Below are 19,988 nucleotides of genomic sequence, written 5' to 3' on the forward strand. Positions count from 1 at the left end.
CGCACTCAACATGCGACGTCATCGGAAAGATGTCGCAAAATCGGACTACCGCAAAACCCCAGGCCAGACCGCGCTTTCGGCCCGATCGATCTACCCGGAACCCCTTGGAGCGTCAAACGAGCGTCAGCGGCTATGTAGTCCAGCCCTTCAGGACCGGACTGGCTATGGACCTCACGTCGATCTCGTCAGACGGGAGCGACAAGCGTCGGGCCGTGCTGCAATTTCGGCAGCCACAGGGCCGCCGGCCCGGCGGTTCTGGCCGGGCCGGCGGGTGCCCCCTGTCCGATACCGCCGGGCCTGGGTTTCCGGGGGAGGTTGCGGGGCAGCGGCTGCGGTCAGGCTGTGGTGCAGGTCCTGCCGCTGAGGGTGAAGGTAGTCGGGGCAGTGTTCGTGGCGCCCTTGTTGGCGATGAAACCGAGAGTGACGGAACCACCGACGGTGATGGTGTCGGTGTAGGGGGCGGGAATTGCGCTCACGGAGCCGCCCGTCTGGGTGGGGGTACCGCCCCACATGTTGTTGATGGACGCAGCTCGTGGAGTGGAACCGGCCGAACCCTTGCCGGGGGTATGCAGGCAATTCGGGTTGGTCGCCTCCCGGACGAGCGGCTCGTGCCGCTAGCCTGTAGCACATGGAGTTGATCAGGGCAGCTTCGGCAGAGTTCGAACGAGTTGTACGCCAATTGCCCGCGGACACGTCGGAGCAACCGACGCCGTCGGGAATCTCGGTACGCGAATTGATTGAGCACGTGGTGGTGGGGAACCGCTTCACCGCGCTTCTGCTGGCAGGCGTTGGGCGCGACGAGGCCCACGCCATGCTCGCAGCCAAGCAGGTCGGCGATGACCCAGTCGCTGACGTGAGTGAGTCCGCACAGCGCCAAGCACAGGCGTTCTTTGCGACATCGCCCGAGCAGCAGGTCGCGGGCCCGAACGGAAATGTTCCCGTCGCCGCCTACGTGCGATTCCGTCTCGTCGACCTGGTAGTACATGCGTGGGACCTCCTGCGTGCCGCGCGTCTCGACGAGACCCTTGATCCGCAGACTGTTGTCGGCGTGCTGAACACGGTCGAGCCGCACCTGGACGAAATGCTTGCCTTCGGAGCGTATGGCGCCGGTCCGAGCGGAACGCTGCCTGCTGACGCATCACCACAGATCCGGCTGCTCGACTCGTTCGGGCGACGACCATAGCCGACATCTCCGATCGTGCGGATGGCCCTCCTGCTCTGGTGACTGACACCCTCCGGTCATTCGGTCCGCTGAAGGACCTCGGCCGAGCCGAGTGCCGACGGCCTTCCGACGCTCTTGTGCAAAGCGATGGGGCGCGCCGGTCGCGGATGTCATTCAGTGGGCGCGGGTGCGCTGTCCGCGGACTGTCCGGGGGCTCATGCCGAGCTCTTGGCTCATGGCCCGTCGAAGTGCCGTCGGGTCGCTGTACCCGACCGCATGGGCGACTCCGGTGACGGCGAGGTCGGTGTTGTGCAGAAGCTCGACAGCTCGCTCGACACGCAGGCGTCGTAGGAATCGAGCAGGTGACATACCTGTGGCTTCGCTGATTCTGCGGGTGAAGGTGCGCGGACTGAGGTGTGCGGCGGCGGCCAAGTCCCTCACTCCTATGCTTGTGTCGAGGTGCTGGAGCGCCCATGACCGCGCGATTGCGACATCGCTGTCGGCGCCCTTGATCGTCTCTGGCATCACGTAGGGAGACTGCGACCGACGACGGTCAACCGCGAGGTACCTGGCGCACTCCCGGGCGAGCGCCTCCCCAGCGTGACGCCCTACGAGCGTCAGCATCAGGTCCAAGTGCGCCAAGGCTGCGCCTGCGGTTGTCACCGGGCTGTCGGTGACGACGAGATCAGCAGGTGTCAACCGAACTTCGGGGTACCTGCAGGCGAACAGCGGCGCCAGCCACCAGGTGGTGGTCGCACGTCGCTGATCGAGGATGCCGGCTTCGGCGAGGAGGAACACTCCGGCGCACGAGGCTGCGATCTCGCTACCTGCTGCGGCGGCTTCCTTCAAGTAGTGCGCCCCCGCTCTGGCATCGGGCGCTGCGAGTCGGCTGCGAACCTCTTGGGCGTTTCTCATCCCGAGGCCAGGAACGACCACAAGATCCACCGGATCCGTGGCGTCGCCATAGCCGTTGGCGACCCAGGGCTGGACGTCGAACTGATCGGCCCGTCCCGATCGGAGGGCCAGCCGGTTCGCCGTGTCGAGGACATCAACCGTGATGGCCACGGAAGTGGCCATCGCTCCCTCGAGATCCAGGACGCGGACCGAGGTCATGTCTCGAACCGCCCGAAAGGTGGCCGGTCTCGCTCCCTCAAGGACTTCATAGTGATCCATCGTAGTCACCAGATCGGCCGCACTCCGCGACGATCCATCGCGGGGGGGACCTCCATGGCGGATCACGACGTGACCCAAGACGACGACCTCGTCGACTTCACCGTCCGGTCCATCTCGCTCCTCGGCCAGGTGCGTCGCGTGTATGTCAGCGGTGACGGTCCCGGCGTGATCGTGATGCACGAGATGCCCGGCATCAGCCCACACGTCGCTCGTTTCGCCCGATGGGTCCGCGATCGTGGCATGACGGTCTACCTGCCTTCCCTCTTCGGCACCGACGGCGCCCTCGGTGACGCCGACAGCGGGGCACAGGTGTTTCGTCGTCTGCGTCGCGAAGGAGTTCCGCGCTCTCGGCGGTGGCGAGTCGAGCCCCATCACGACGTGGTTGATGGCCCTCGCTCGCTCGGCGCACCGTGAGTGCGGGGGGACGGGTGTGGGCGCGGTCGGGATGTGCTTCACCGGCAACTTCGCCATCACCATGATGCTCGAGAGCGCCGTCGTCGCGCCGGTGGCCTGCCAGCCGTCCCTGCCGTTGGATGAGCCGGGTGTCCTGGAGATCAGTGACGCCGAGCTCACCGCCGTGAAGGAACGTCTCGACCGTGACGGTCTCACCGTCCTGGCCTACCGCTTCGAGGGTGACAAGGTCTGCACCAGGGCACGCTTCGATGCCTACGCGCAAGCCTTGGGTGACTCCTTCGTCAGCCGCGAACTCCCCGACACTGCCGCGAATCGTGATGCACCGCCGTTCTTCGCCGCTCACGTTCCCTATCCCCACAGCGTGGTCACTGTTCACCTCGTCGATCGCGAGGGCGAACCGACTGCCACGGCACGCGACGAGATCCTCGACTTCCTTGTCCACCGGCTTCACGGCCACGCCAACTCAGACCGCTCGACTGACGCTCCCGCGAACCGACCCTCTCCAGATAGGAACCTTCTGTGACTGCCTACGCCATCGCCCATCTGCGCGACGCCGAGCCGCACCCGGACGTCGCCGAGTACATGGAGCGGATCGCCGGCACGTTCGAGCCCTTCGGGGGCCGCTTCCTCGTGCACGGCACGCCACCGGAGGTGAAGGAGGGCGCGTGGGCCGGACACGTCGTGGTGATCGGCTTTCCCGGGATCAACGAGGCCAGGGACTGGTGGGACTCTCCCGCCTACCGGGAGATCGCACCCCTCCGCTCCCGGCACATCCAGGGCGACATCATCCTCGTCGGCGGCGTTCCCCAGGACTACGACCCGAGCGCCACCGCGCAGGCCATCCGGAACGCTCCGGCATCGCGCTGAGGTCGTCCACCCTGCAAGGACGGCGGTGTCAGATTCGCACCTGCGTACGACACCTTCACCCACCCCGTCGCCCGGCGGCCTGGCCCTGAAGGCCGAGCTGGTCGACTGCGCGGTGGACGTGCTGGTAGAGCTGGGGTTCGCAGGCACGTCCGTCGCCGAGGTTGCTCGCCGCGCAGGCATCAGCAAAGGAGTGGTGACCTACCACTTCCCGACCAAGGAGGACTTGTTGAGCGAGGTGGTGACCTCCCTCTACCGCGAGGCCGGCGAGCAGATCAGCCAGGCGACGGGCGACAGCGACTCGGTGATCGGCGAGCTCGCGACCTACATCAGGAGCAACCTCACCTTCGTCGCCGACCATCCGAGGCACGTGCGCGCAGTCATGGAGGTGGCGGCGAACATGCGACCTGCGAACGGCCCCCCGGGAGGCGAGGATCCCTTGAGCGACCACCTGCGAGAGCTGATCGAGCGAGGGCAGGCGACGGGTGAGGCCGCGGATGTGGACGCCAGGATGCTGGCCATGACGATCCGGGCGCCGATCGACGCCGCCGCAGCCCGCGCCGCCTGCGACCCGACGGCTGATCCACGAGGCCACGCTGAGCACCTGGTCATCATCGTCCGACGTGCACTGCAGGCCACGGAGCCACGATGAGGGCCCCGAGAAGCGGTCCGGCCGCCTTCACCGGCTTCCTCCTCATCGACCTTGTCGTGCCGCTCGCGTCCTACTACGTGCTCCGCGCACTGGGCGCATCCGTCTGGACAGCGCTCCTCGCCGGGGCCGCCCTGCCTATGCTCCGTCTGAGCGCCGGCCTGGTCCTCCGGCGGCGCGTCCCCGGGGCGAGCCTCTTCGCTCCCGGGCTCATCACCGTCGGGACTGCGATCGGCCTCATGACTGCCGAATCGCAGCTCCTGATGGCCCGCGAGAGCTATCTGACCGGCTTCGTCGGAGTTTGGGTCCTGCTGTCGCTGCTGCGGGCACGACCGCTCGTCTTCACGGCGACCGTCGGTTTCATGCCCCCGGCGCCGGCCGAGGACTGGCACCGGTCCTGGGAGACGAGCGAGACCTTTCGGCGAGCGATGCGGGGCATGACCTGGGGCTTCGGACTGGCCTTCCTCATCGATGCTGCGGCTCGGGTCGTGATGAGCTACACGCTGCCTCTGGACCTCGTCCCGGCGACCTCCGCCGCACTTCTCGCGGTGATGCTGGTCGTCGTGGTCCAGACGGGCAAGGCATGGGGACGCCGACACATGCGCCGGAGCACCGTGCCGCCGACGCGCCCCCACACCCGTGGCCCGTGGTCGTACTTGGCGTGGCTCGTGTCCCGGCAGCGCGGCCGGGTCACGCTCGGAGCGGTGCTCGGCAGCGCCTGGATGGTGGGGCTCGCCCTACCGCCGTACGTGCTGTCCCGTGCGATCGACAGCCTCGGGGAGGGCCAGCAGAACGTGGTGCTGGGGTGGACGGCTGTCCTGCTCCTGGTCGGGGGCGTCCTGGCGGGCCTGAGCATCTGGCGGCATCGCACCATGACCCGGGTGCGCATGCATGCGGCGCTGCGGACGGTGTCAGAGGTGAACGCCCACGGCATCCGTCTGGGAGACACGATGGCGCGTCGCGTGCTCACCGGGGAGGTCGTGGCCATCGGAGGTGGGGACGCGTGGGCGATCGGGCGCAGTCTCACCGCGACCGGGCCGGGAGTCGGTGCGGTGCTCGCCTACGTGGTGATCGCGGTGCTGCTGTTGCGGATCTCGGTGCCACTGGCTGTGGTCGTGCTGGCGGGGGTTCCGGTCCTGGCCATGGTCGTGGGCCCGGCGACGCGCCGGCTCCGGACGGTCGGTACGCCGTATCGCGAGCAGCAGGGCCGAGTGACGGGTCGGATCGTGGACATCGTCGCGGGGCTGGGCGTCCTGAACGGCTTGGGCGGAAAAGCGGTCTACGTCGACCGTTTCCGCGCCGAGTCGCAGCGGCTGCTGCAGCACGGCTATCGGGTCGGCCGTGTCACGAGCGTGATCCAGGCAGCCGGTCTGGGGCTGCCGACACTGTTCTCCGCAGTGGTGGTGTGGCTGGCCGCCCGGCTCGCGGTCGAGGGCAGCATCACGGTGGGCGAACTGGTGGCGGTCGCCGGCTACGCCGCAGTGCTGGCGGTGCCGGTGGCCTCCTTCATCGAGGGCGCGCTCGATCTCAGCCAGGCTCTCGTGGCCGCACGTCGGGTGACCGACTTCCTGGACGTGCGCCCCGACAGCACCGGCACGGCGGTGCCCCCGGGGCGTGGAGACCTGATCGACGGGGCCTCCGGGCTGCGGATCACACCGGGGACGTTCGCTGCGGTCGCCACCGCCCAGCACTCCGACGCCGTGGCCCTCGTCGACCGACTCGGCGGCTTCCGCCCAGGTGCCACCTGGGCCGGGCAGCCGACCTCCGAGCTCGATCCCGCCCAGCTGCACGAGCAGGTGCTGGTGGCCGACAACGACGCCGCCCTGTTCGCCGGGTCCCTGGCCCAGGTAGTGGCCGGTCGCCTCGACGTCGCCGACCTCGGTGAGGCTGCGATCCTGGACGCGCTGCACACCGCCGCCGCCGACGACATGGTGCGGGGCCTGACCGAGGGCCTGGGGTCGAGGATCGACTCCGGGGGACGGAACCTCTCCGGCGGTCAACGCCAACGCGTCCGGCTCGCTCGGGCGACGATCGCCGACCCGACCGTCCTGCTCGCGGTGGACCCGACCTCGGCGCTCGACGCCGCCACGGAGGCCACCATCGTCGACCGCCTCACCCACCACCGTCGCGGCAAGACCACATTGGTCACCTCGACGTCCGCGCTCGTGCTGCAAGGAGCCGACGAGGTGCACCTGCTCGCCGACGGTCGGGTGGTCGCAAGCGGCACCCACACCGCCTTGCTGGCCAACCCCGCCTACGCCGCTCTGGTCCACCGCGGAGGACCGGCCACCAGCGCCCACGACCCCGAGATCCAGGCATGAGCGCGCAGCCGTTGCCGGTGGCAGAGCCCGGCGAGGTCCGCCGTGCTGCGTGGCGGCTCATCCGCTCCGACCGCGCAGCATTCATCGCCGTGCTGCTCGCCAACTGCGCGGCGGCGGGCGCAGGTCTGGTCGGGCCGTGGCTGCTCGGGCAGATCGTCAACGAGGTGGAGGCCGGGGCTGGGGTCGCGACCATCGACCGGTTGGGCCTCCTCGTGGTGCTTGCCGCGGCCGCACAGCTCCTGATCGGGCACCAGGCCCGCCGCCTGGGCTACCGGTTCGGCGAACGGACCGCCGCCCGACTGCGCGAGCAGCTGGCCGACCGGCTCATGCGGATCCCTGCACGAGCTGTCGAAGGGGCCGGCACCGGCGACCTGACCTCACGTGCCACGACCGACGCCGGCCTGGTGTCGTTCGCTCTGCGCGACGCCGCGCCAGAGATGGTGTTCGCCCTTGCCCAGGCGCTGATCATCATCGTCGCCGTCGTCCTGCTCTCCCCCGTGCTGGGCGCCGTCGGACTGGGCGCACTCGTCGCCATCCCCGTAGTCCTGCGCTGGTACCTGCGCCGCGCCCGGTCGGCCTATCTGACCCAGGCAGCCGCGCATGCCGAGGTCGCCGACGTCCTGGCCGGCACCGCCGCCGGCGCCCGGACGGTGGAAGCGCTCGGCCTGCAGGAGCGGCGGGCCGCCGACTGCTCGTCCGCGATCGCTGCCGCGACAGCCGCCCAGCTGCGCACCCTTCTCCTGCGGAGCGTGTTCTTCCCGACCATCGACGCCTCCACCGCCCTTGCCGTCGGCGCCGCGTTCGGCGTGGGCGGCCTGCTCTACCTCGACCACCAGCTCAACCTCGGCACCGTCGTCGCGGTCGTCCTCTACCTGCGCCAGCTCACCACCCCGATCGACACGATCCTGATCTGGGTGGAGACGTTGCAGAGCAGCGCCGCCTCGTTCGCCCGCATCGAGGGCCTCGCCTCGTCAGCGGAACCGCCACGACGCAGAGCCGAGGGCGTCACGGCCGTCCCCACCGACCAGGACATCGTCGTCACCGACGTCCGCTACGCCTACGACGGGGCCGACGTCCTCCACGGTGTCGACCTCGACGTCCGGGCCGGCGAGCATCTCGCCGTCGTGGGGACGTCGGGAGCAGGCAAGACCACCCTGGGTCGCCTCATTGCCGGCATCGACCGTCCCCGATCAGGAAGGGTCACCGTGGGCGGTGTGGACGTCGCCGACCTCGCACCCGAGCAGCTTCGCCAGCACATCGTCCTGGTGACCCAGGAGCACCACGTGTTCGCCGACCCGCTGCGCGACAACCTCACCATCGCGGCACCTCACGCCACCGACGCCGAGCTCCTCGAGGCCCTCGACGTCCTCGGCGCAGACTGGTTCGACGACCTCCCCGACGGGCTCGACACCGACCTCGGCACCCATCGGCTCGGCGGCGCCCAGGCCCAGCACGTCGCGCTCGCCCGAGTCCTGCTCGCCAATCCCCACACCCTCGTCCTCGACGAGGCCACCGCCCTGCTGGACCCGACGACCGCTCGCCGCACCGAACAAGCCCTCGCCGCCACCATCCAGGGCCGCACCATCATCGCCGTCGCCCACCGACTCCAGACAGCCCGAGACGCTGACCGCATCGCCATCATGGAAGGGGGCCGCATCACCGAGCTCGGCCACCACGACCACCTCGTCACCACCGCGACCTCCTACGCAGCCCTCTGGGAAACCTGGAGTGCAGACACCAGCCACGACAGGACTGACAACCATGAGTGACACACGAAGCCGAACCGCGGGACCCGTGCCACCGGCAGTCCGTCCGCTTACGATCGTCACAGGCGGGGCGCGAGGGATCGGCGCCGCCACCGTCGCGCATCTGGCGCGTGCAGGACACGACCTGATCGTCGGCTACCGCAACGACCGCGCCTCGGCCAAGAGGGCAGCCGCGGCAGCACAGGACCACGGCGTGAGAGCCGTCGCCGTGGCCGGCGACGTGACCGACGAGGATGACGTTGCCGAGCTGTTCGCCGCTGCCGCGGACCTGGGCGCCGTCACCGGACTGGTGAACAACGCCGGACTGACCGCACACCTTGGAGACTTGGCGGACACCCCGGTCGCGGTGCTGCGCCGGGTCGTCGACGTGAACCTCGTCGGCGCGCTGCTGTGCGCGCGTGAGGCGGTCCGGGCAATGTCCACCACCCGCGGCGGACACGGTGGGGCAATCGTCAATGTCTCCTCGGCAGCAGCCACGCTGGGCTCGGCACACGACTACGTCCACTACGCCGCAGCCAAGGCCGGGGTCGAAGCGATGACCGTGGGACTCGCCAAGGAGGTCGCCGATCAAGGGATCCGGGTCAATGCCGTGGCGCCGGGCACGGTGCACACGAGGATCCACGCCGATGCCGGGGATCCGGACCGCGCCGGGCGCGCTGCCGCACGCATCCCGTTGGGCCGAGCCGGAGAGCCCGACGAGATCGCTCCGGCCATCGTCTGGCTGCTCGGCTCCGAGGCCAGCTATGTCACCGGAGCCAGCATCCGAGCGGCTGGTGGACTGTGACCCGCTCGGCCGCTGACGATCGCGAAGGTCGGCATGGCCTACAACCCCTACGGCACCCGCGTCCTGCGCACCGTCACCACCGGCGCACCTCCAAGCGCCCCCTCCTACACCGGCGCCCGCTACGAGACCACCACCGGCAACCTCCACCTCCACGTCCGCCAGTACAACCCCACCACCGGCCGCTTCACCAGCACCGACCCGGCAACCCGAAGCACCTCGACGCCCTACGTGTCCCCGTACGCCTACGCGGACAACCAGCCCACCCTGCTCACCGACCCCAGCGGCCGGCCCCCCCGAAGACCCCAACAGCCCAGGCGCGGTCCTCGGCGACTTCGGCTCGGGCTTCCTCCAAGGGCTGAAGGCACCCTTCCAGTTCCTCGGCAACGCCTACAACGCCGTCACCGGCCAGAACGGCGGCGCCGGCGCCTTCGTCGGCAAGTACCTCCCCGTCCGCCCCGCCTACCGCCTCTACTGCGCCGAATACATGCTCCGCCAACAAGGCTGCGACGAGCTCGCCGACCTCTTCGCCGAAGCAGCCGACGAACTCGCCCAACAGCTCGCCGTCACCGGACTCGGAGGACTGACCGGGTGGCGTAGGGCAGTCGTCGCACCGGAGCTGCGTGGCCACGAGATCCCCACACACGGCAAGGGCGTGGGTCCTGCAGCAGAACGACTTCCCGGCGGACGCCGCCTGCGTTTCAGTGTGAGGAGGAATCTCGTTCGAGCGCTGTCAGAAACCACCCAACGGGCAGCAACGGATTTCCCGCGCTGGGATCCGATAGCGCCTCAGGGTGTTTCGGGTGCCTGCTGATCTCGTTCAGGACGACCTGGGGAAGCGTGTGGCTCCGCTACTGCCACCCGCTCCTGAGAGGCGGCGCCGCTACCCCCGGGCGAACTCCCCGAGGAGCCGACCGTTTCGGCCGGGATGTCACGACAGGCGACACCGGTCCGTAGCGCACACATGGCCCCGCCGAGCGTCGGGGGCCTGCACGTCATCGCCTGGAACAAGCCGAGCGCAGAGCCGCAGAGTTCCTCGCAGGCGAAAGCCGGTCCTGGGGACCGTCTTCCTCTGTCCGGATCATCTCCGAGTACTGCTTCACGGACGGGGGGCAGTTCATCGCTCCCTACGACCACGGCGACCACCTCGGCCACGGACGCGAGGACATGCAGCTAGGCGGAAACCTACCGTTCACGGTCGACCTGGCCACCGGATCCTGCCGCTTCATCGACTGGGAGGAGGCGGACGCCTTCAGGGAACGTGACCTACTCTGAACAGGAGCCACCCGAGCACGCACAGCGGGCCTCGCCCGAAGCATCCTGGCGAGGCCCGCTCTCGTGTGTTCAACATCAGGGATCAAGGCCCACCAATGAACGTAGAGCCGGGATGCCAGCTCGCGCCGCCGCTGGGAAGTGCAGCGGGACCCCCGTACTGGAGTCCCTTGCCCCCGCGCCGATGGTCCGGTCCGCACGGTCCAGCCGGAGAGGTCCGTGAGGTTGGGACTTCCTGTTCGAGCGTCAAGAATCTCCGAACGAGACCTTGAAGGCGTCGCCACTGCAAGCCCCTCCCTCATGAATTCGCAGGTCAGGTGCCTACAAGGGTCGATCCGTCCGCTCGACCCGCTGCACGGAGGGAAACAGGTCGAACGACCGCCCTACTCCACAAACCCGCAGGTCAGGCCCCTTTGTCAGCAGGCTCCAGAATCGCCACGCACTCCACGTGCGACGTCATCGGAAAGGTGTCGTGCTGACCGATTCTCGGAAACTCCCAGGTCAGAGCTTGTTTATCGGCTCACTGTCCCGCGTGCGGGCGCCCAGAGCGTCAAACGAGCGTCATGGCCGACAGTCGAGGCCAACATCCATCCACCGGATTCGCCCGTGCGCCGCAGCGGTACGCGGCGGTGCCGGTACTAAGGCGTGTTTCGAAAGTGGCGTCGTCTGCCCGAAGGGCAGGCCCGGCGGCGTCTGGTGCGTGCGATCGCAAGGCGGAGGGTCGCCCCGATACTGGTTGTATCGGGGTGATCCCGACAACGCGGCTGGGGGTGCCCCCTCTGGGGGAGTGCGTGCCAGGCGTCGCCGGGCTGGGGGCACCCCCTCTGGGGGAGGGACTTTCGAAACACGCCCTAGCCGCCACCCCGGAGGCGGGCGGTCGGCCGGTACCGGACCGGGCCCCGGGTGGACGTGTCCCTGGCGGACCGAGCCGGGACGCTTCTGACCGCGCACCCGCGGACTCGGCACCTACCTGGGTGTCCGGAGACGGCGAACGCCCCTTCCTACATGTGGCCGAGACGAACACTGGCACGATCGCGCTGTACGAGCGCCTCGATTTCGAGCAGGAGGCCCTACCCGGCGGTCCCGCAGGGTGGGTCGTACGGCAGTTGGGGAACATACCGCTTCCACTGCTGCCGGCTCAGGGCGCCGGAACTCCCTTCGCAGATACGGCTGATGGCGGACTCGACGTTCAGATCCCAGAGCGTCGCCACTCCGTCGTCGGTGGTGGCGGCCAGGGTGTGACCGTCCGGGCTGAACGCCAGCACGGCGACGAATCCGGTCTCCACGGTCAGCGGCACGCCGATGGGGCTGGGGTGGTCGGGATCGGTGACGTCCCACAGGCTGATGGTGCCGTCGTCGGTGTCGCCGGCCGCCGCGAGGGTGTCACCGTCCGGGCTGAACGCCACCGACCACAGGCTGCCGCCGGGTACGGTCAGGTCACTGCCCCTGCGCGTAAGGTGGTGGGGGTCGGTGGCGTCCCACAGGGTGACGGTGCCGCGGCTGTTCCCGATGGCGAGAGTACGGCCGTCCGGGCTGAACGCCACCCAGACGCTGGTGGCGGTCGGCTGGTCGATCTGCTCCCCGACGCGGACCCCGGCCTCCGTCGTACTCCACAGCCCCACCGTGCCGTTGCTGCCGTCGCCGCCGGCCGCCAGCACCGCGCCGTCGCGGCTGAACGCCAGGGACCGGACGGACGACGTGTCCGAGTTGGAGATGGTGAGCCGGGAGACGGGATCTGCGGGGTCGCTGACGTCCCACAGGACGATCTTGCCGTAGTCGTCGTCTCCCGCCGCCGCAAGTGTGCGGCCGTCGGGGCTGAACGCCACGGAGAGGACGAGTCCGTCCGCACCGGTGAGGGGCTCACCGAGGCGAACGGGACGGCCGGGGTCGGTGGTGTTCCACAGCGTGACGGTGCCGCCACTGTCGCCTGCGGCCAGGGTGCGCCCGTCCGGGCTGAACGCCACCGCGTTGACCGGGTCCTTCGGGCCGGTGAGCGGCTCACCCCGGGGAACGGGATGGCCGGGGTCGGCGGTGTTCGACAGCGAGACGGTGTTGTTCTGGTTCCCGGCGGCCAGCGTGCGGCCGTCGGGACTGAAGGCCACGGACGCCACATTGCCGCCGGCGCCGACGACCCGGGTCGGTGGCAGACTCCACAGATCGACGCCGCCGTCGGTGTTCCCGGCGGCAAGGGTCCGGCTGTCGGGGCTGAACACCACGGCGGTCACCGCGTCGCCGGGGCCGGTCAGCGGACGGCCCAGGGAGCCGATGGTCTTGGGGTGGGTGACGTTCCACAGATGGATCGCGCGGTCGGCGCTGCCCGCCGCCAGAGTGTGGCGGTCGGGGCTGAACGCCACCGACATCACGGGGTTCGCGGGGCCGGCCAGCGGCTCGCCCAGGGGTGTAGGCCGGCCGGTGTCGGCGCCCTTCCACAAATGGACCGTGCCGTTCTCGGTCCCGGCGGCCAGCGTGCGGCTGTCAGGACTGAAGGCCAGGGACTGGACGGAACTCCCAGCCTTCAGTGCCCGGCCTCGGGCCGGACGGGCCGGGTCGGCGGTGTTCCACAGGCGGACGGTGCCGGCGTCGTCGTCGCAGCCGGTGGCCAGGGTGTCCCCGTCTGGGCTGAACACGACGCGGTGGGAGAAGACGCCGGGACAGTCGAGGACCAGGGGCGCTTTCGCGCGTGGGACGTCGTCGGGGCGGGCGACGTCCCACAGGCTGACGAGTCCGGCGTACCACACGGCGGCCAAGGTATGGCCGTCGGGGCTGAAGGCCAGCGATTCGATGGTGGATGCGGCGTCGAATCCCTGGACGGTGGGGCTCCGCAGCCGCCCGAGCAGCACCGGCCGGCTGGGGCTGGTCAGGCTCCACAGCTCGGCGAATCCACCGGAAGCACCCTCGTTGTTGTCGATGGTGTGGCCGCCGACGGCCAGGACCCGGCCGTCCGGGCTGAAGGCGAGCGACTGGATCGAGTTGACGGAGTCGTCCACGGGCACGGGCCGGCCCAGCTCCACCGGGCGGCTGGGATCGGAGACGTCCCAGAGCCGCACGAGGTTCTCCTGGAGGTGGCCGGCCGCCAGCGTGTGCCCGTCGGGGCTGTAGGCCACGGTGGACACCGGGTCGCGCGGGCCGGGAAGCCGGGTGGCCAGCGACGTGTTCTCGGTCGTGATGAGCCGGGACGCCGCCTCCGGAGTGGGGTCCATGCGGTAGGAGGTCAGGGCGAGTTGGGCGGACAGTGAGGGATCGGTCGACGCCAGTTGCACGGAGGCGGACGTGACCGCGGCGTTGACGGCCCGGTCGCGGGCGCGCAGGGCCTCGGCGGCGGACTCCCGGGCGTGGTCCCCCTGCCGGAAGGCGACGACCGCGGCCGTCGAGGCGACCACGGCCAGGGCGGTGATGGTGGCGACCGCAGCACGCCGGAGCCGTTGCCCGCGCCGCTGGTGGTGTCTGGCGGCCGCCAGAAACGCCGTGGCGGCGCCGCTGAGTTCCGGCCCGTGCGTTTCGGCCCAGGTGAGGGCGGTCTCCAGGCGGTTGCCGCGGTACAGGGCGGCCGCTTCCCGGCCGGCCCGTTCCCAGAGCTCGGCCGCCTCCTCCAGATCCTGCCGTACGAGGTTCCCGTTGCGGTCGTGCTCGATCCAGTCCCGCAGCCGGGGCCAGGCGCGGATGAGCACCTCGTGCGTCATCACCACCGTGTCCTGGTCCCGGGTCAGCAGTCGGCCACGGGTGAAGTCGTCCAGGACCCTGCGGGCCGCCTCTTGGTCCGGCGTGCAGCGCAGCAGCTCGTCGTGACCGACGCGCCGGCGGGTGTCGTCGGCGTCGCGTCCCACGATGACGAGCCTCAGGAAGACCAGCCGCGCGGCCTCGTGGTAGGGCTGTGGCAGGGCGTCGAAGAGGCGGTTCGCCGTGGTGGCGATGGCGCCCTGGATGCCGCCAGTGACACGGTATCCGTCCACCGTGAGCGTGTGGCCGTGGCGCTGCTGCCAGGTGGCCCGCAGCGCGTGGGCGAGCAGCGGCAGCCGGCCCGTGGTGCTCGCGCCAGCCGGCCCTCCGACCGCGCCCAGGTCCGCCAGCAGCACCTCGACCAGGCCGTCCTCGACGTCGAGCCCCACCTGGTGGGCCGGCCGACGGATCGCGTCCTTGAGTTCGTCCTCCGTCATCGGCTCCAGCAGGACCGGCCCGGCCCGGAGAGCGGCCCGGAGCTGCGGATGGGCCGCGCACGCGGCATAGAAGTCCGCGCGTACTCCCAGCACCACGAGCGCTCCGGTCGCGGGGCGGGCCAGACGGTCGAGCACGTCGATGAACCACTCCCGTTCGGTCTCGTCGCCGCAGGCCGTGAAGATCTCCTCGAACTGGTCGACCACGACGACCAGGCCCCCGGCGGGAGGCTCCCCTGCGGACGCCGGGTCGGCGACCCGGGTGGTGTCGCGCAGCTCGGCGAGGCACCGTTCCGGGTCTTCCCGCCACCGCGGTACCGCACGCTCGGTGGCTTCGGCGTCGAGCCCGGCGGCGGCGGCCAGTGCCAGCGCCGGGGATGCCGTCGGGGTTAGCAGCAGCCGCGGCCAGGTGCTCGATCCCGCCACGGGGAGCCGGCCGTCGTCCAGGGCCGGCAGCACCCCGGCCGCGAGCAGGGACGACTTCCCGGCCCCCGAGGGGCCGATGAGTACCAGCGGGCCGCCCTCGCTCATGCGGGCGTCCATCCGCTCGCAGACGAGATGGACCATGCGCTCACGACCGTGGAACCACTGCTTGTGCCGTGCGTCGAAGGGCGCCAGTCCCGGGTACGGGCACAGCATGCGGTCGGCGCCCGGGCCCGGCAGGGTCCTGCGTCCCTCGTCGCCGACCCGCACGTGGATGTCGCGGCCGGCCTGGAAGACGCTGCCGCCCCCGGTCGCGCTCGCCTCCTGCCATTTCGGCTGCCAGAGGGGCGGCCCGTCCGGGGCCGGAGCACCGGTGTTGCGTTCCGTCACGCCTGTCCGCCCCGGGTGACGGTCATGTCCCGGCCGGCCAGGAACGCGTCGCCGCCGGAGACGTGTGCCTCCAGCGTCATCGAGCCCTTGATCTGCTGTGCCGAGGCTGCCGGGGCTGAGGAAGCTCCCGCTTCCTCCCCCCACAGCGCGCGCAGCTCGTCGACCGCGTCCGGCCGCGCGGCCATCAGCCGAATCATGCGGGCCTGCCACTCGGCGACCAGGAGTCTTTGGAGTTCTTCGCCGTCGTTCGTCTGCTGTGCTTGCAACAACTCCCCGCGTGTATCGTCGAGTTCTTCTTCCAGGCGCTCCGGTTGTGCGGACCGCCACAGCGACAGAACCGAGGCCTTGGCCGCGGCCCAGCCGTCCGTCGCCAGCAAGTCGATCAGTCGCGCCGCGGCCACCGACGCCAGGCCGGCGAGTTCCACACTCGTCTCCATGTCTCCTCCTTGTGCATTACCGTCCGTGGACCGCGATCGCGGTCAACGTCAGGTGAGAGGCGACGAACACGCGGTCGCCACCCACCGTCCACAGGAATCCCACGTCCGGTTGCCCGGGGTCGCTGTATCTCCAACGGGCCCTGCCGGTGGCCGCGTCGATGGCCCACAGCGTCTTCGCGCTGTCGGTGGCGAAGACGGTGTCGGCCGAGCACTGCGCGTTCTTGCCGGAGCCTCTGAGGCCGGCGTTGAACAGGTTGGAGATGCCCATGGCACCGGCTCCGTCCAGCGTGGCGACCCACTGGAGCGTGCCGTCGGCGGTGGCCAGAGAGGCCAGGTCGCTGCCGACCGGTACGTAGACGTTCGCGCCGTCGGGGCTGGAGAACGGGTCGCCGATGCGGACCTGGTCCCCGTTCTTCGCCTGGAAGCTCTGACGCCACTTCTCGTCGCCCGTGGCCGCGTCGACGGCGAACAACGTGTCGCCCTTGCCGCCCGCGAACAGGAACAGCCCGGCGGCGTGGCACGTCAAGGGCCAGCCGGTGGTGAAGTAGAACGCGGCGTTCGGGACGGACACGTGCCAGCCACGGGCGCCCTTCCTGCCCGCGTCGATCATCTGGATGCGGCCGGGCTTGCCGCCCGGAACGGCGGAGGTGGTCAGCAGGTGGGAACCGGAGGGCGGGACGAGCACGTTGTTGATGTCCGTGCCCCTGACCTGCCACAGCCTCTTGCCGGTCTCGGCGTTGAACGCACGGATGTAGCCGGTGGTCGGATCCTCGGCCGAGAACTCCCCGTCCACCACGAGCACGTGTCCGCACACGTAGACCGTGTTCCCCGCGACTGCCACGTAGTTGTCCGTATACATCTCCAGGTGCTCGCCGCCGCGTTCGCCGTCGGCCGTCTCGGTCGCCCACTTCGCCTTCCCGCTGGTGGCGTCGAACGCCGCCAGCAGTCCCGACCGGCTGGGGGTGTCGCAGAGCAGGTAGAACACTCCGTCCGCGTACGCCGTCGGGTACGTCTGGCTGGACGTGCCAAGTTCGTTGACCGTGTTCAGCTGGGGGAACACGGATTTTCCGTTCGCGGCGTCCAGGAAGGACGTGGCCGTGTTCGTGACCACCATGACCATGTCGTCGGAGGCTTCCAGACAGGTGGGGGCGTGCTTCCCGGCGCCCGACCACGCCTTCGTGGCGGCGGGTCCGGCCAGGACGATCCGTTCCGGTCCGTCCGACGAGGACGGCGACGCGGAGGAGCTCGCCCGACCGCCCGACGGAGAGCCGGACCGCGCAGTGGATCCCGGCCCGCCGGCCCGGCCCCCGGGTCCCGGTGACGCGTCGCGGGTGAGGGCGAGTACCGCCGCGGTTCCCCCGAGTAAGGCCGCGCCCCCGGCCAGACCGGTGATCAGCTTCCTGCGGCTGATCCCCGTACCGGCGGGGATCACCTCCGCGGGAGGTGGCGGACCCTGGACGCCGCCCCCGGAGGCCACCGGTCCCACCGCCGCGGCCGCGGCGGCCATGTCGGCGGTCACCGCCGGCGGCAGCCAACTGCCCTCCGGGACGGGCAGGTCCTGTCGCCTCAGGTAGTCGACGAGTTGCTCCGCGGTGGGGCGGTCCGACGATTCCGGGTACAAGCAGCCGCCGATCACGTCGCGCAGCGACACGGGGAGGGTGCCCGCGTTCGGCTCGTCGCCGGCTGCGAACAGTACGGCGGCCCCGAGCTCGAACATGTCGTCCGTCGGTGAGGGGGCCGGCCTGCCGGTTGCTCCCACGAACCCCAGGGCGGTGATGCGGGGCCCGTCCATGGTCAGCAGCACCGAGTCCGGGCTCACCTCACCATGGACCGTTCCAGCTGCGTGGAGTGCGGCCAGCGCCCGGGCCAAGCCGTCGGCGAGCACCCGCAGGGCGGGTTCGGCGAGCGGCCCGTGCCGGTCCACCGCCTGCCGGAGCGTGAGTCCCGCGATGAACTCGGTCGCGAGCCAGGGAACCGACGCGTCGGGGTCTGCGTCCACGACCGGGATGAGGAATGCACCGGACAGCGTCCGAGCCTCCGCGACGGTCGCTCGGAACCGGTCCCGGAACCCCGGCTGTGCCGCGAGTCCGGGCTCCACGACCGTGACCGTGACGAGTAACCCCTCGTCCGTCCGTGCCGCGAAGACTTCGCTATCGCCGACCTTGCTGCGTCTGCCGAGCAGCGTGTACGGACCGATTCGACGGGCACCGTCTGCTCCGGGATGATTCATGGTCAGTCCCTCACGCCAGCTTGATCGTCTGATCACGGGCCGCCTGATAGGCGCTGCCGCCGCCGGACACATGGGCCGTCATGGTCATTGACGGCTCCGGATCGGCCGCCGACGCCGTGCGGTCCCCGGGTTCGGCAACGGGCCCCGTGGCGATATCAGGCAGGAGAGCGGTCACGGCGTCCCCGAGGTGCTGCAGCGCCTCCGGCAGATGGGTCTCCGGAACGCGGATGAACTGCAGGCGTGCCAGCTCCGCGATCTCGGTCGGCAGCGCCGAAGCGTCGGGCAGCATCGTCGCGTCGCCCAGGAGGACCGGGACGACGCGGTTTCCGGCCCGAAGCGCTGTCGCGATCTCCATCCGGACCCAGTCGTGGGCCCGGTCCAGGAGCCGGACGCCGTCCTCGTCCCGCGCGTCGGTCCACCCTGGCCCGATCAGCACGCACATGAGCTCGCACTGAGCGGCCTGCCGCCGCAGGATCTCGGCGAAGTCGGCCCCGGGCGGGATCGACTGGCCCGACTTGAAGATCTCGTGGGCGCCCAAGCGGTCGGACAGCGCACGGTGGACACGGTCTCGCATCCACCGGGAGTCCGGTTTACGAAAGCTGAGGAAGACGCGCGGCACAAGTGCCCCCTTTCTGGCAAGTCTTGACGTCAGGGATGCTCACCCTAGGGGCGGAGTACGCGCCCGGTAGTTATTCGCAAAAGATTGAATAGCGGTCGCGGAGCTCCGTACGCTGACGGTCATGGATGCGGCGGACAGCGGCGCGGGCACGGCCTTGACGGAGGGATCGACCGGAGCACGTCTGCCGCCGGGCGACTTCGGCGTCGTACTGGCCACGCTCCGGGCGCGCAGAGGGTGGAGCGTGCGTGAGCTCTCCCGGCGTGCGAACGTGTCCGAGGGGCAGATCTGCAATCTGGAGAGCGGGTTGCGCAACCCGACGTCCACGGTGGCAGCGGCGTTCGACGCGGCCTTCGGCGCCGAGGGGGAACTCGTCGCCCTGTCCGGGGCCGGTCGTCGGCGCGCCGCGTGGGCCGGGAGCGTCGTCGAAGCCGGCCCGATGGTCGCCGGGTACGAGCGGGTCCTCGGGGAGCTGAAGGACATCGGCAGGTCCACCGGACCCGGGTTCGTCACCTCTTCGATGAAAACCATCACGCGGATCCTGACGGACGCCGCTCCGCGCGCCGTCGGCGAGCAACGTGCCGAAATCTGGCTGCTCGTTTCGAGGTTCGCCGAGTACACGGGGTGGATGGCGCAGGAGGCGGGCAATCCCGCGGAGGCGTTGCGCTGGACGAATCTCGCCGTTCGCTGGGGCGCCCATGGCGGGGACGAAACGATGGCCGCGTACGCCTTGGTCCGCAAAGCGTTCATCGCCCAGCACCGCGGTGACACCTGCGCGGCGATCCGATTCGCCGACCAGGCGGCCGGGCACCCGGCGGCCAACTCGGTGATCCGCGCGCACGCCGCGCGACGCGCGGCCCAGGGGCACGCGAGCCGTGGCGATGCTTCGGCCTGTTGGGACGCGTTGCAGCGGTTCAAGAGCCACGCTGCCGAAGTCACCGGCGACCGGGCCCCTCACTGGGGCCCGCGCATCGAGAACGGCGGCCATCGGCTCCTGGAGGCGTCCTGCATGCTCAGCCTCCGTCATTTCGAGCGGGCCGCCGACCTCTTCGCCGCCGAGCACCGGTCGGCCGTTCCGGCGGACAGCAACTCCCAGGCACGCTTCGCGGTCCGGCAGGCGACATCCCTGGCCGGCGCCAGCCACCTCGACGACGCCTGTCAGATCATTGAGACCACGCTGCCCGTGCTCAAGCGCATCGATTCGGCCACCGCCCGGGCGGAGCTGAGCCGCTTCGTGGCACAGGCCCGGACCCGGAAAGCCGACCCGGGCCAACTCTCCCTCATCAACACGTCGGCCGCCCTCGCGACCGGCTGACAGCCGGCGACGGCGCCTGCCGGA

General features: G+C 70.3%; 15 protein-coding genes and 3 pseudogenes. 11 read left to right on the top strand and 7 right to left on the bottom strand.

Going from position 1 to position 19,988, the window contains the following annotated elements:
• Positions 1–335 precede the first annotated feature (335 nt).
• Positions 336–524: pseudogene (locus tag ACH4VO_RS12060) on the bottom strand (cellulose binding domain-containing protein); the annotation flags it as partial.
• A gap of 104 nt (positions 525–628) precedes the next feature.
• Between ACH4VO_RS12060 and ACH4VO_RS12065 the strand changes: the two are divergent.
• Positions 629–1,183: a TIGR03086 family metal-binding protein gene (locus tag ACH4VO_RS12065; protein WP_360988091.1), complete on the top strand. Its 555-nt coding sequence runs from the start codon at positions 629–631 to the stop codon at positions 1,181–1,183.
• Positions 1,184–1,336: 153 nt separating this feature from the next.
• Here the strand turns inward: ACH4VO_RS12065 and ACH4VO_RS12070 are convergent, their stop codons facing one another.
• On the bottom strand, positions 1,337–2,335 hold the full coding sequence (locus tag ACH4VO_RS12070; protein WP_360988093.1) for a helix-turn-helix domain-containing protein: 999 nt from the start codon (positions 2,333–2,335) through the stop codon (positions 1,337–1,339).
• A gap of 54 nt (positions 2,336–2,389) precedes the next feature.
• On the opposite strand from ACH4VO_RS12070, the gene ACH4VO_RS12075 reads away from it, so the two are divergent.
• From ACH4VO_RS12075 to ACH4VO_RS12110, 8 genes and pseudogenes are all read left to right on the top strand, one after another.
• On the top strand, positions 2,390–2,749 hold the full coding sequence (locus tag ACH4VO_RS12075; RefSeq protein ID WP_360988095.1) for a dienelactone hydrolase family protein: 360 nt from the start codon (positions 2,390–2,392) through the stop codon (positions 2,747–2,749).
• A gap of 16 nt (positions 2,750–2,765) precedes the next feature.
• On the top strand, positions 2,766–3,272 hold the full coding sequence (locus ACH4VO_RS12080) for a hypothetical protein (RefSeq protein WP_360988097.1): 507 nt from the start codon (positions 2,766–2,768) through the stop codon (positions 3,270–3,272).
• Positions 3,269–3,616 carry a DUF1330 domain-containing protein gene (locus ACH4VO_RS12085; protein ID WP_073958126.1) on the top strand — a complete coding sequence of 116 codons (348 nt, stop codon included), beginning with the start codon at positions 3,269–3,271 and terminating at the stop codon, positions 3,614–3,616. Before ACH4VO_RS12080 ends, ACH4VO_RS12085 begins: the two co-directional genes overlap by 4 nt.
• A 25-nt stretch (positions 3,617–3,641) precedes the next feature.
• Positions 3,642–4,265 (top strand): TetR/AcrR family transcriptional regulator, encoded by a 624-nt coding sequence (locus ACH4VO_RS12090; RefSeq protein WP_360988100.1) that lies wholly within the window; start codon positions 3,642–3,644, stop codon positions 4,263–4,265.
• A complete protein-coding gene (locus tag ACH4VO_RS12095; protein WP_360988102.1) occupies positions 4,262–6,583 on the top strand; it encodes an ABC transporter ATP-binding protein in 2,322 nt (773 codons plus the stop codon). Before ACH4VO_RS12090 ends, ACH4VO_RS12095 begins: the two co-directional genes overlap by 4 nt.
• Positions 6,580–8,352: an ABC transporter ATP-binding protein gene (locus ACH4VO_RS12100; protein ID WP_360988104.1), complete on the top strand. Its 1,773-nt coding sequence runs from the start codon at positions 6,580–6,582 to the stop codon at positions 8,350–8,352. Before ACH4VO_RS12095 ends, ACH4VO_RS12100 begins: the two co-directional genes overlap by 4 nt.
• On the top strand, positions 8,345–9,133 hold the full coding sequence (locus tag ACH4VO_RS12105) for an SDR family oxidoreductase (RefSeq protein WP_360988106.1): 789 nt from the start codon (positions 8,345–8,347) through the stop codon (positions 9,131–9,133). The genes ACH4VO_RS12100 and ACH4VO_RS12105 overlap by 8 nt, the downstream gene beginning before the upstream one ends.
• 33 nt (positions 9,134–9,166) lie before the next feature.
• Positions 9,167–9,358: pseudogene (locus ACH4VO_RS12110) on the top strand (RHS repeat-associated core domain-containing protein); the annotation flags it as partial.
• A gap of 43 nt (positions 9,359–9,401) precedes the next feature.
• On the opposite strand, the gene ACH4VO_RS12115 reads toward ACH4VO_RS12110, so the two are convergent.
• A complete protein-coding gene (locus ACH4VO_RS12115; protein ID WP_360988379.1) occupies positions 9,402–9,761 on the bottom strand; it encodes a hypothetical protein in 360 nt (119 codons plus the stop codon).
• A 163-nt stretch (positions 9,762–9,924) separates the two neighbouring features.
• Here ACH4VO_RS12115 and ACH4VO_RS12120 point away from each other — a divergent pair.
• Positions 9,925–10,020, top strand: a pseudogene (locus ACH4VO_RS12120) (IS5/IS1182 family transposase); the annotation flags it as partial.
• Between the two features lie 1,452 nt (positions 10,021–11,472).
• On the opposite strand, the gene ACH4VO_RS12125 reads toward ACH4VO_RS12120, so the two are convergent.
• The 4 genes from ACH4VO_RS12125 to ACH4VO_RS12140 are packed head-to-tail and all read right to left on the bottom strand — an operon-like array spanning position 11,473 to position 18,652.
• Positions 11,473–15,366 (bottom strand): WD40 repeat domain-containing protein, encoded by a 3,894-nt coding sequence (locus tag ACH4VO_RS12125; protein ID WP_360988108.1) that lies wholly within the window; start codon positions 15,364–15,366, stop codon positions 11,473–11,475.
• Positions 15,363–15,803, bottom strand: coding sequence for a hypothetical protein (locus tag ACH4VO_RS12130; RefSeq protein ID WP_360988110.1), 441 nt, complete (start codon positions 15,801–15,803; stop codon positions 15,363–15,365). Before ACH4VO_RS12130 ends, ACH4VO_RS12125 begins: the two co-directional genes overlap by 4 nt.
• Positions 15,804–15,819: 16 nt before the next feature.
• On the bottom strand, positions 15,820–18,033 hold the full coding sequence (locus tag ACH4VO_RS12135; RefSeq protein WP_360988112.1) for a PQQ-binding-like beta-propeller repeat protein: 2,214 nt from the start codon (positions 18,031–18,033) through the stop codon (positions 15,820–15,822).
• A 10-nt stretch (positions 18,034–18,043) separates the two neighbouring features.
• On the bottom strand, positions 18,044–18,652 hold the full coding sequence (locus tag ACH4VO_RS12140) for a toll/interleukin-1 receptor domain-containing protein (RefSeq protein WP_360988114.1): 609 nt from the start codon (positions 18,650–18,652) through the stop codon (positions 18,044–18,046).
• Between the two features lie 121 nt (positions 18,653–18,773).
• On the opposite strand from ACH4VO_RS12140, the gene ACH4VO_RS12145 reads away from it, so the two are divergent.
• A complete protein-coding gene (locus ACH4VO_RS12145; protein WP_360988116.1) occupies positions 18,774–19,964 on the top strand; it encodes a helix-turn-helix transcriptional regulator in 1,191 nt (396 codons plus the stop codon).
• Positions 19,965–19,988: the final 24 nt, after the last annotated feature.

Source organism: Streptomyces sp. NPDC020780 (assembly GCF_044334475.1).
Lineage (GTDB): Bacteria > Actinomycetota > Actinomycetes > Streptomycetales > Streptomycetaceae > Streptomyces.

Coding starts and splice junctions, on each gene's coding strand:
- ACH4VO_RS12065 (WP_360988091.1), top strand. CDS start 629: ATGGAGTTGATCAGGGCAGCTTCGGCAGAGTTCGAACGAGTTGTACGC.
- ACH4VO_RS12070 (WP_360988093.1), bottom strand. CDS start 2,335: ATGGATCACTATGAAGTCCTTGAGGGAGCGAGACCGGCCACCTTTCGG.
- ACH4VO_RS12075 (WP_360988095.1), top strand. CDS start 2,390: ATGGCGGATCACGACGTGACCCAAGACGACGACCTCGTCGACTTCACC.
- ACH4VO_RS12095 (WP_360988102.1), top strand. CDS start 4,262: ATGAGGGCCCCGAGAAGCGGTCCGGCCGCCTTCACCGGCTTCCTCCTC.
- ACH4VO_RS12100 (WP_360988104.1), top strand. CDS start 6,580: ATGAGCGCGCAGCCGTTGCCGGTGGCAGAGCCCGGCGAGGTCCGCCGT.
- ACH4VO_RS12105 (WP_360988106.1), top strand. CDS start 8,345: ATGAGTGACACACGAAGCCGAACCGCGGGACCCGTGCCACCGGCAGTC.
- ACH4VO_RS12130 (WP_360988110.1), bottom strand. CDS start 15,803: ATGGAGACGAGTGTGGAACTCGCCGGCCTGGCGTCGGTGGCCGCGGCG.
- ACH4VO_RS12135 (WP_360988112.1), bottom strand. CDS start 18,033: ATGAATCATCCCGGAGCAGACGGTGCCCGTCGAATCGGTCCGTACACG.
- ACH4VO_RS12145 (WP_360988116.1), top strand. CDS start 18,774: ATGGATGCGGCGGACAGCGGCGCGGGCACGGCCTTGACGGAGGGATCG.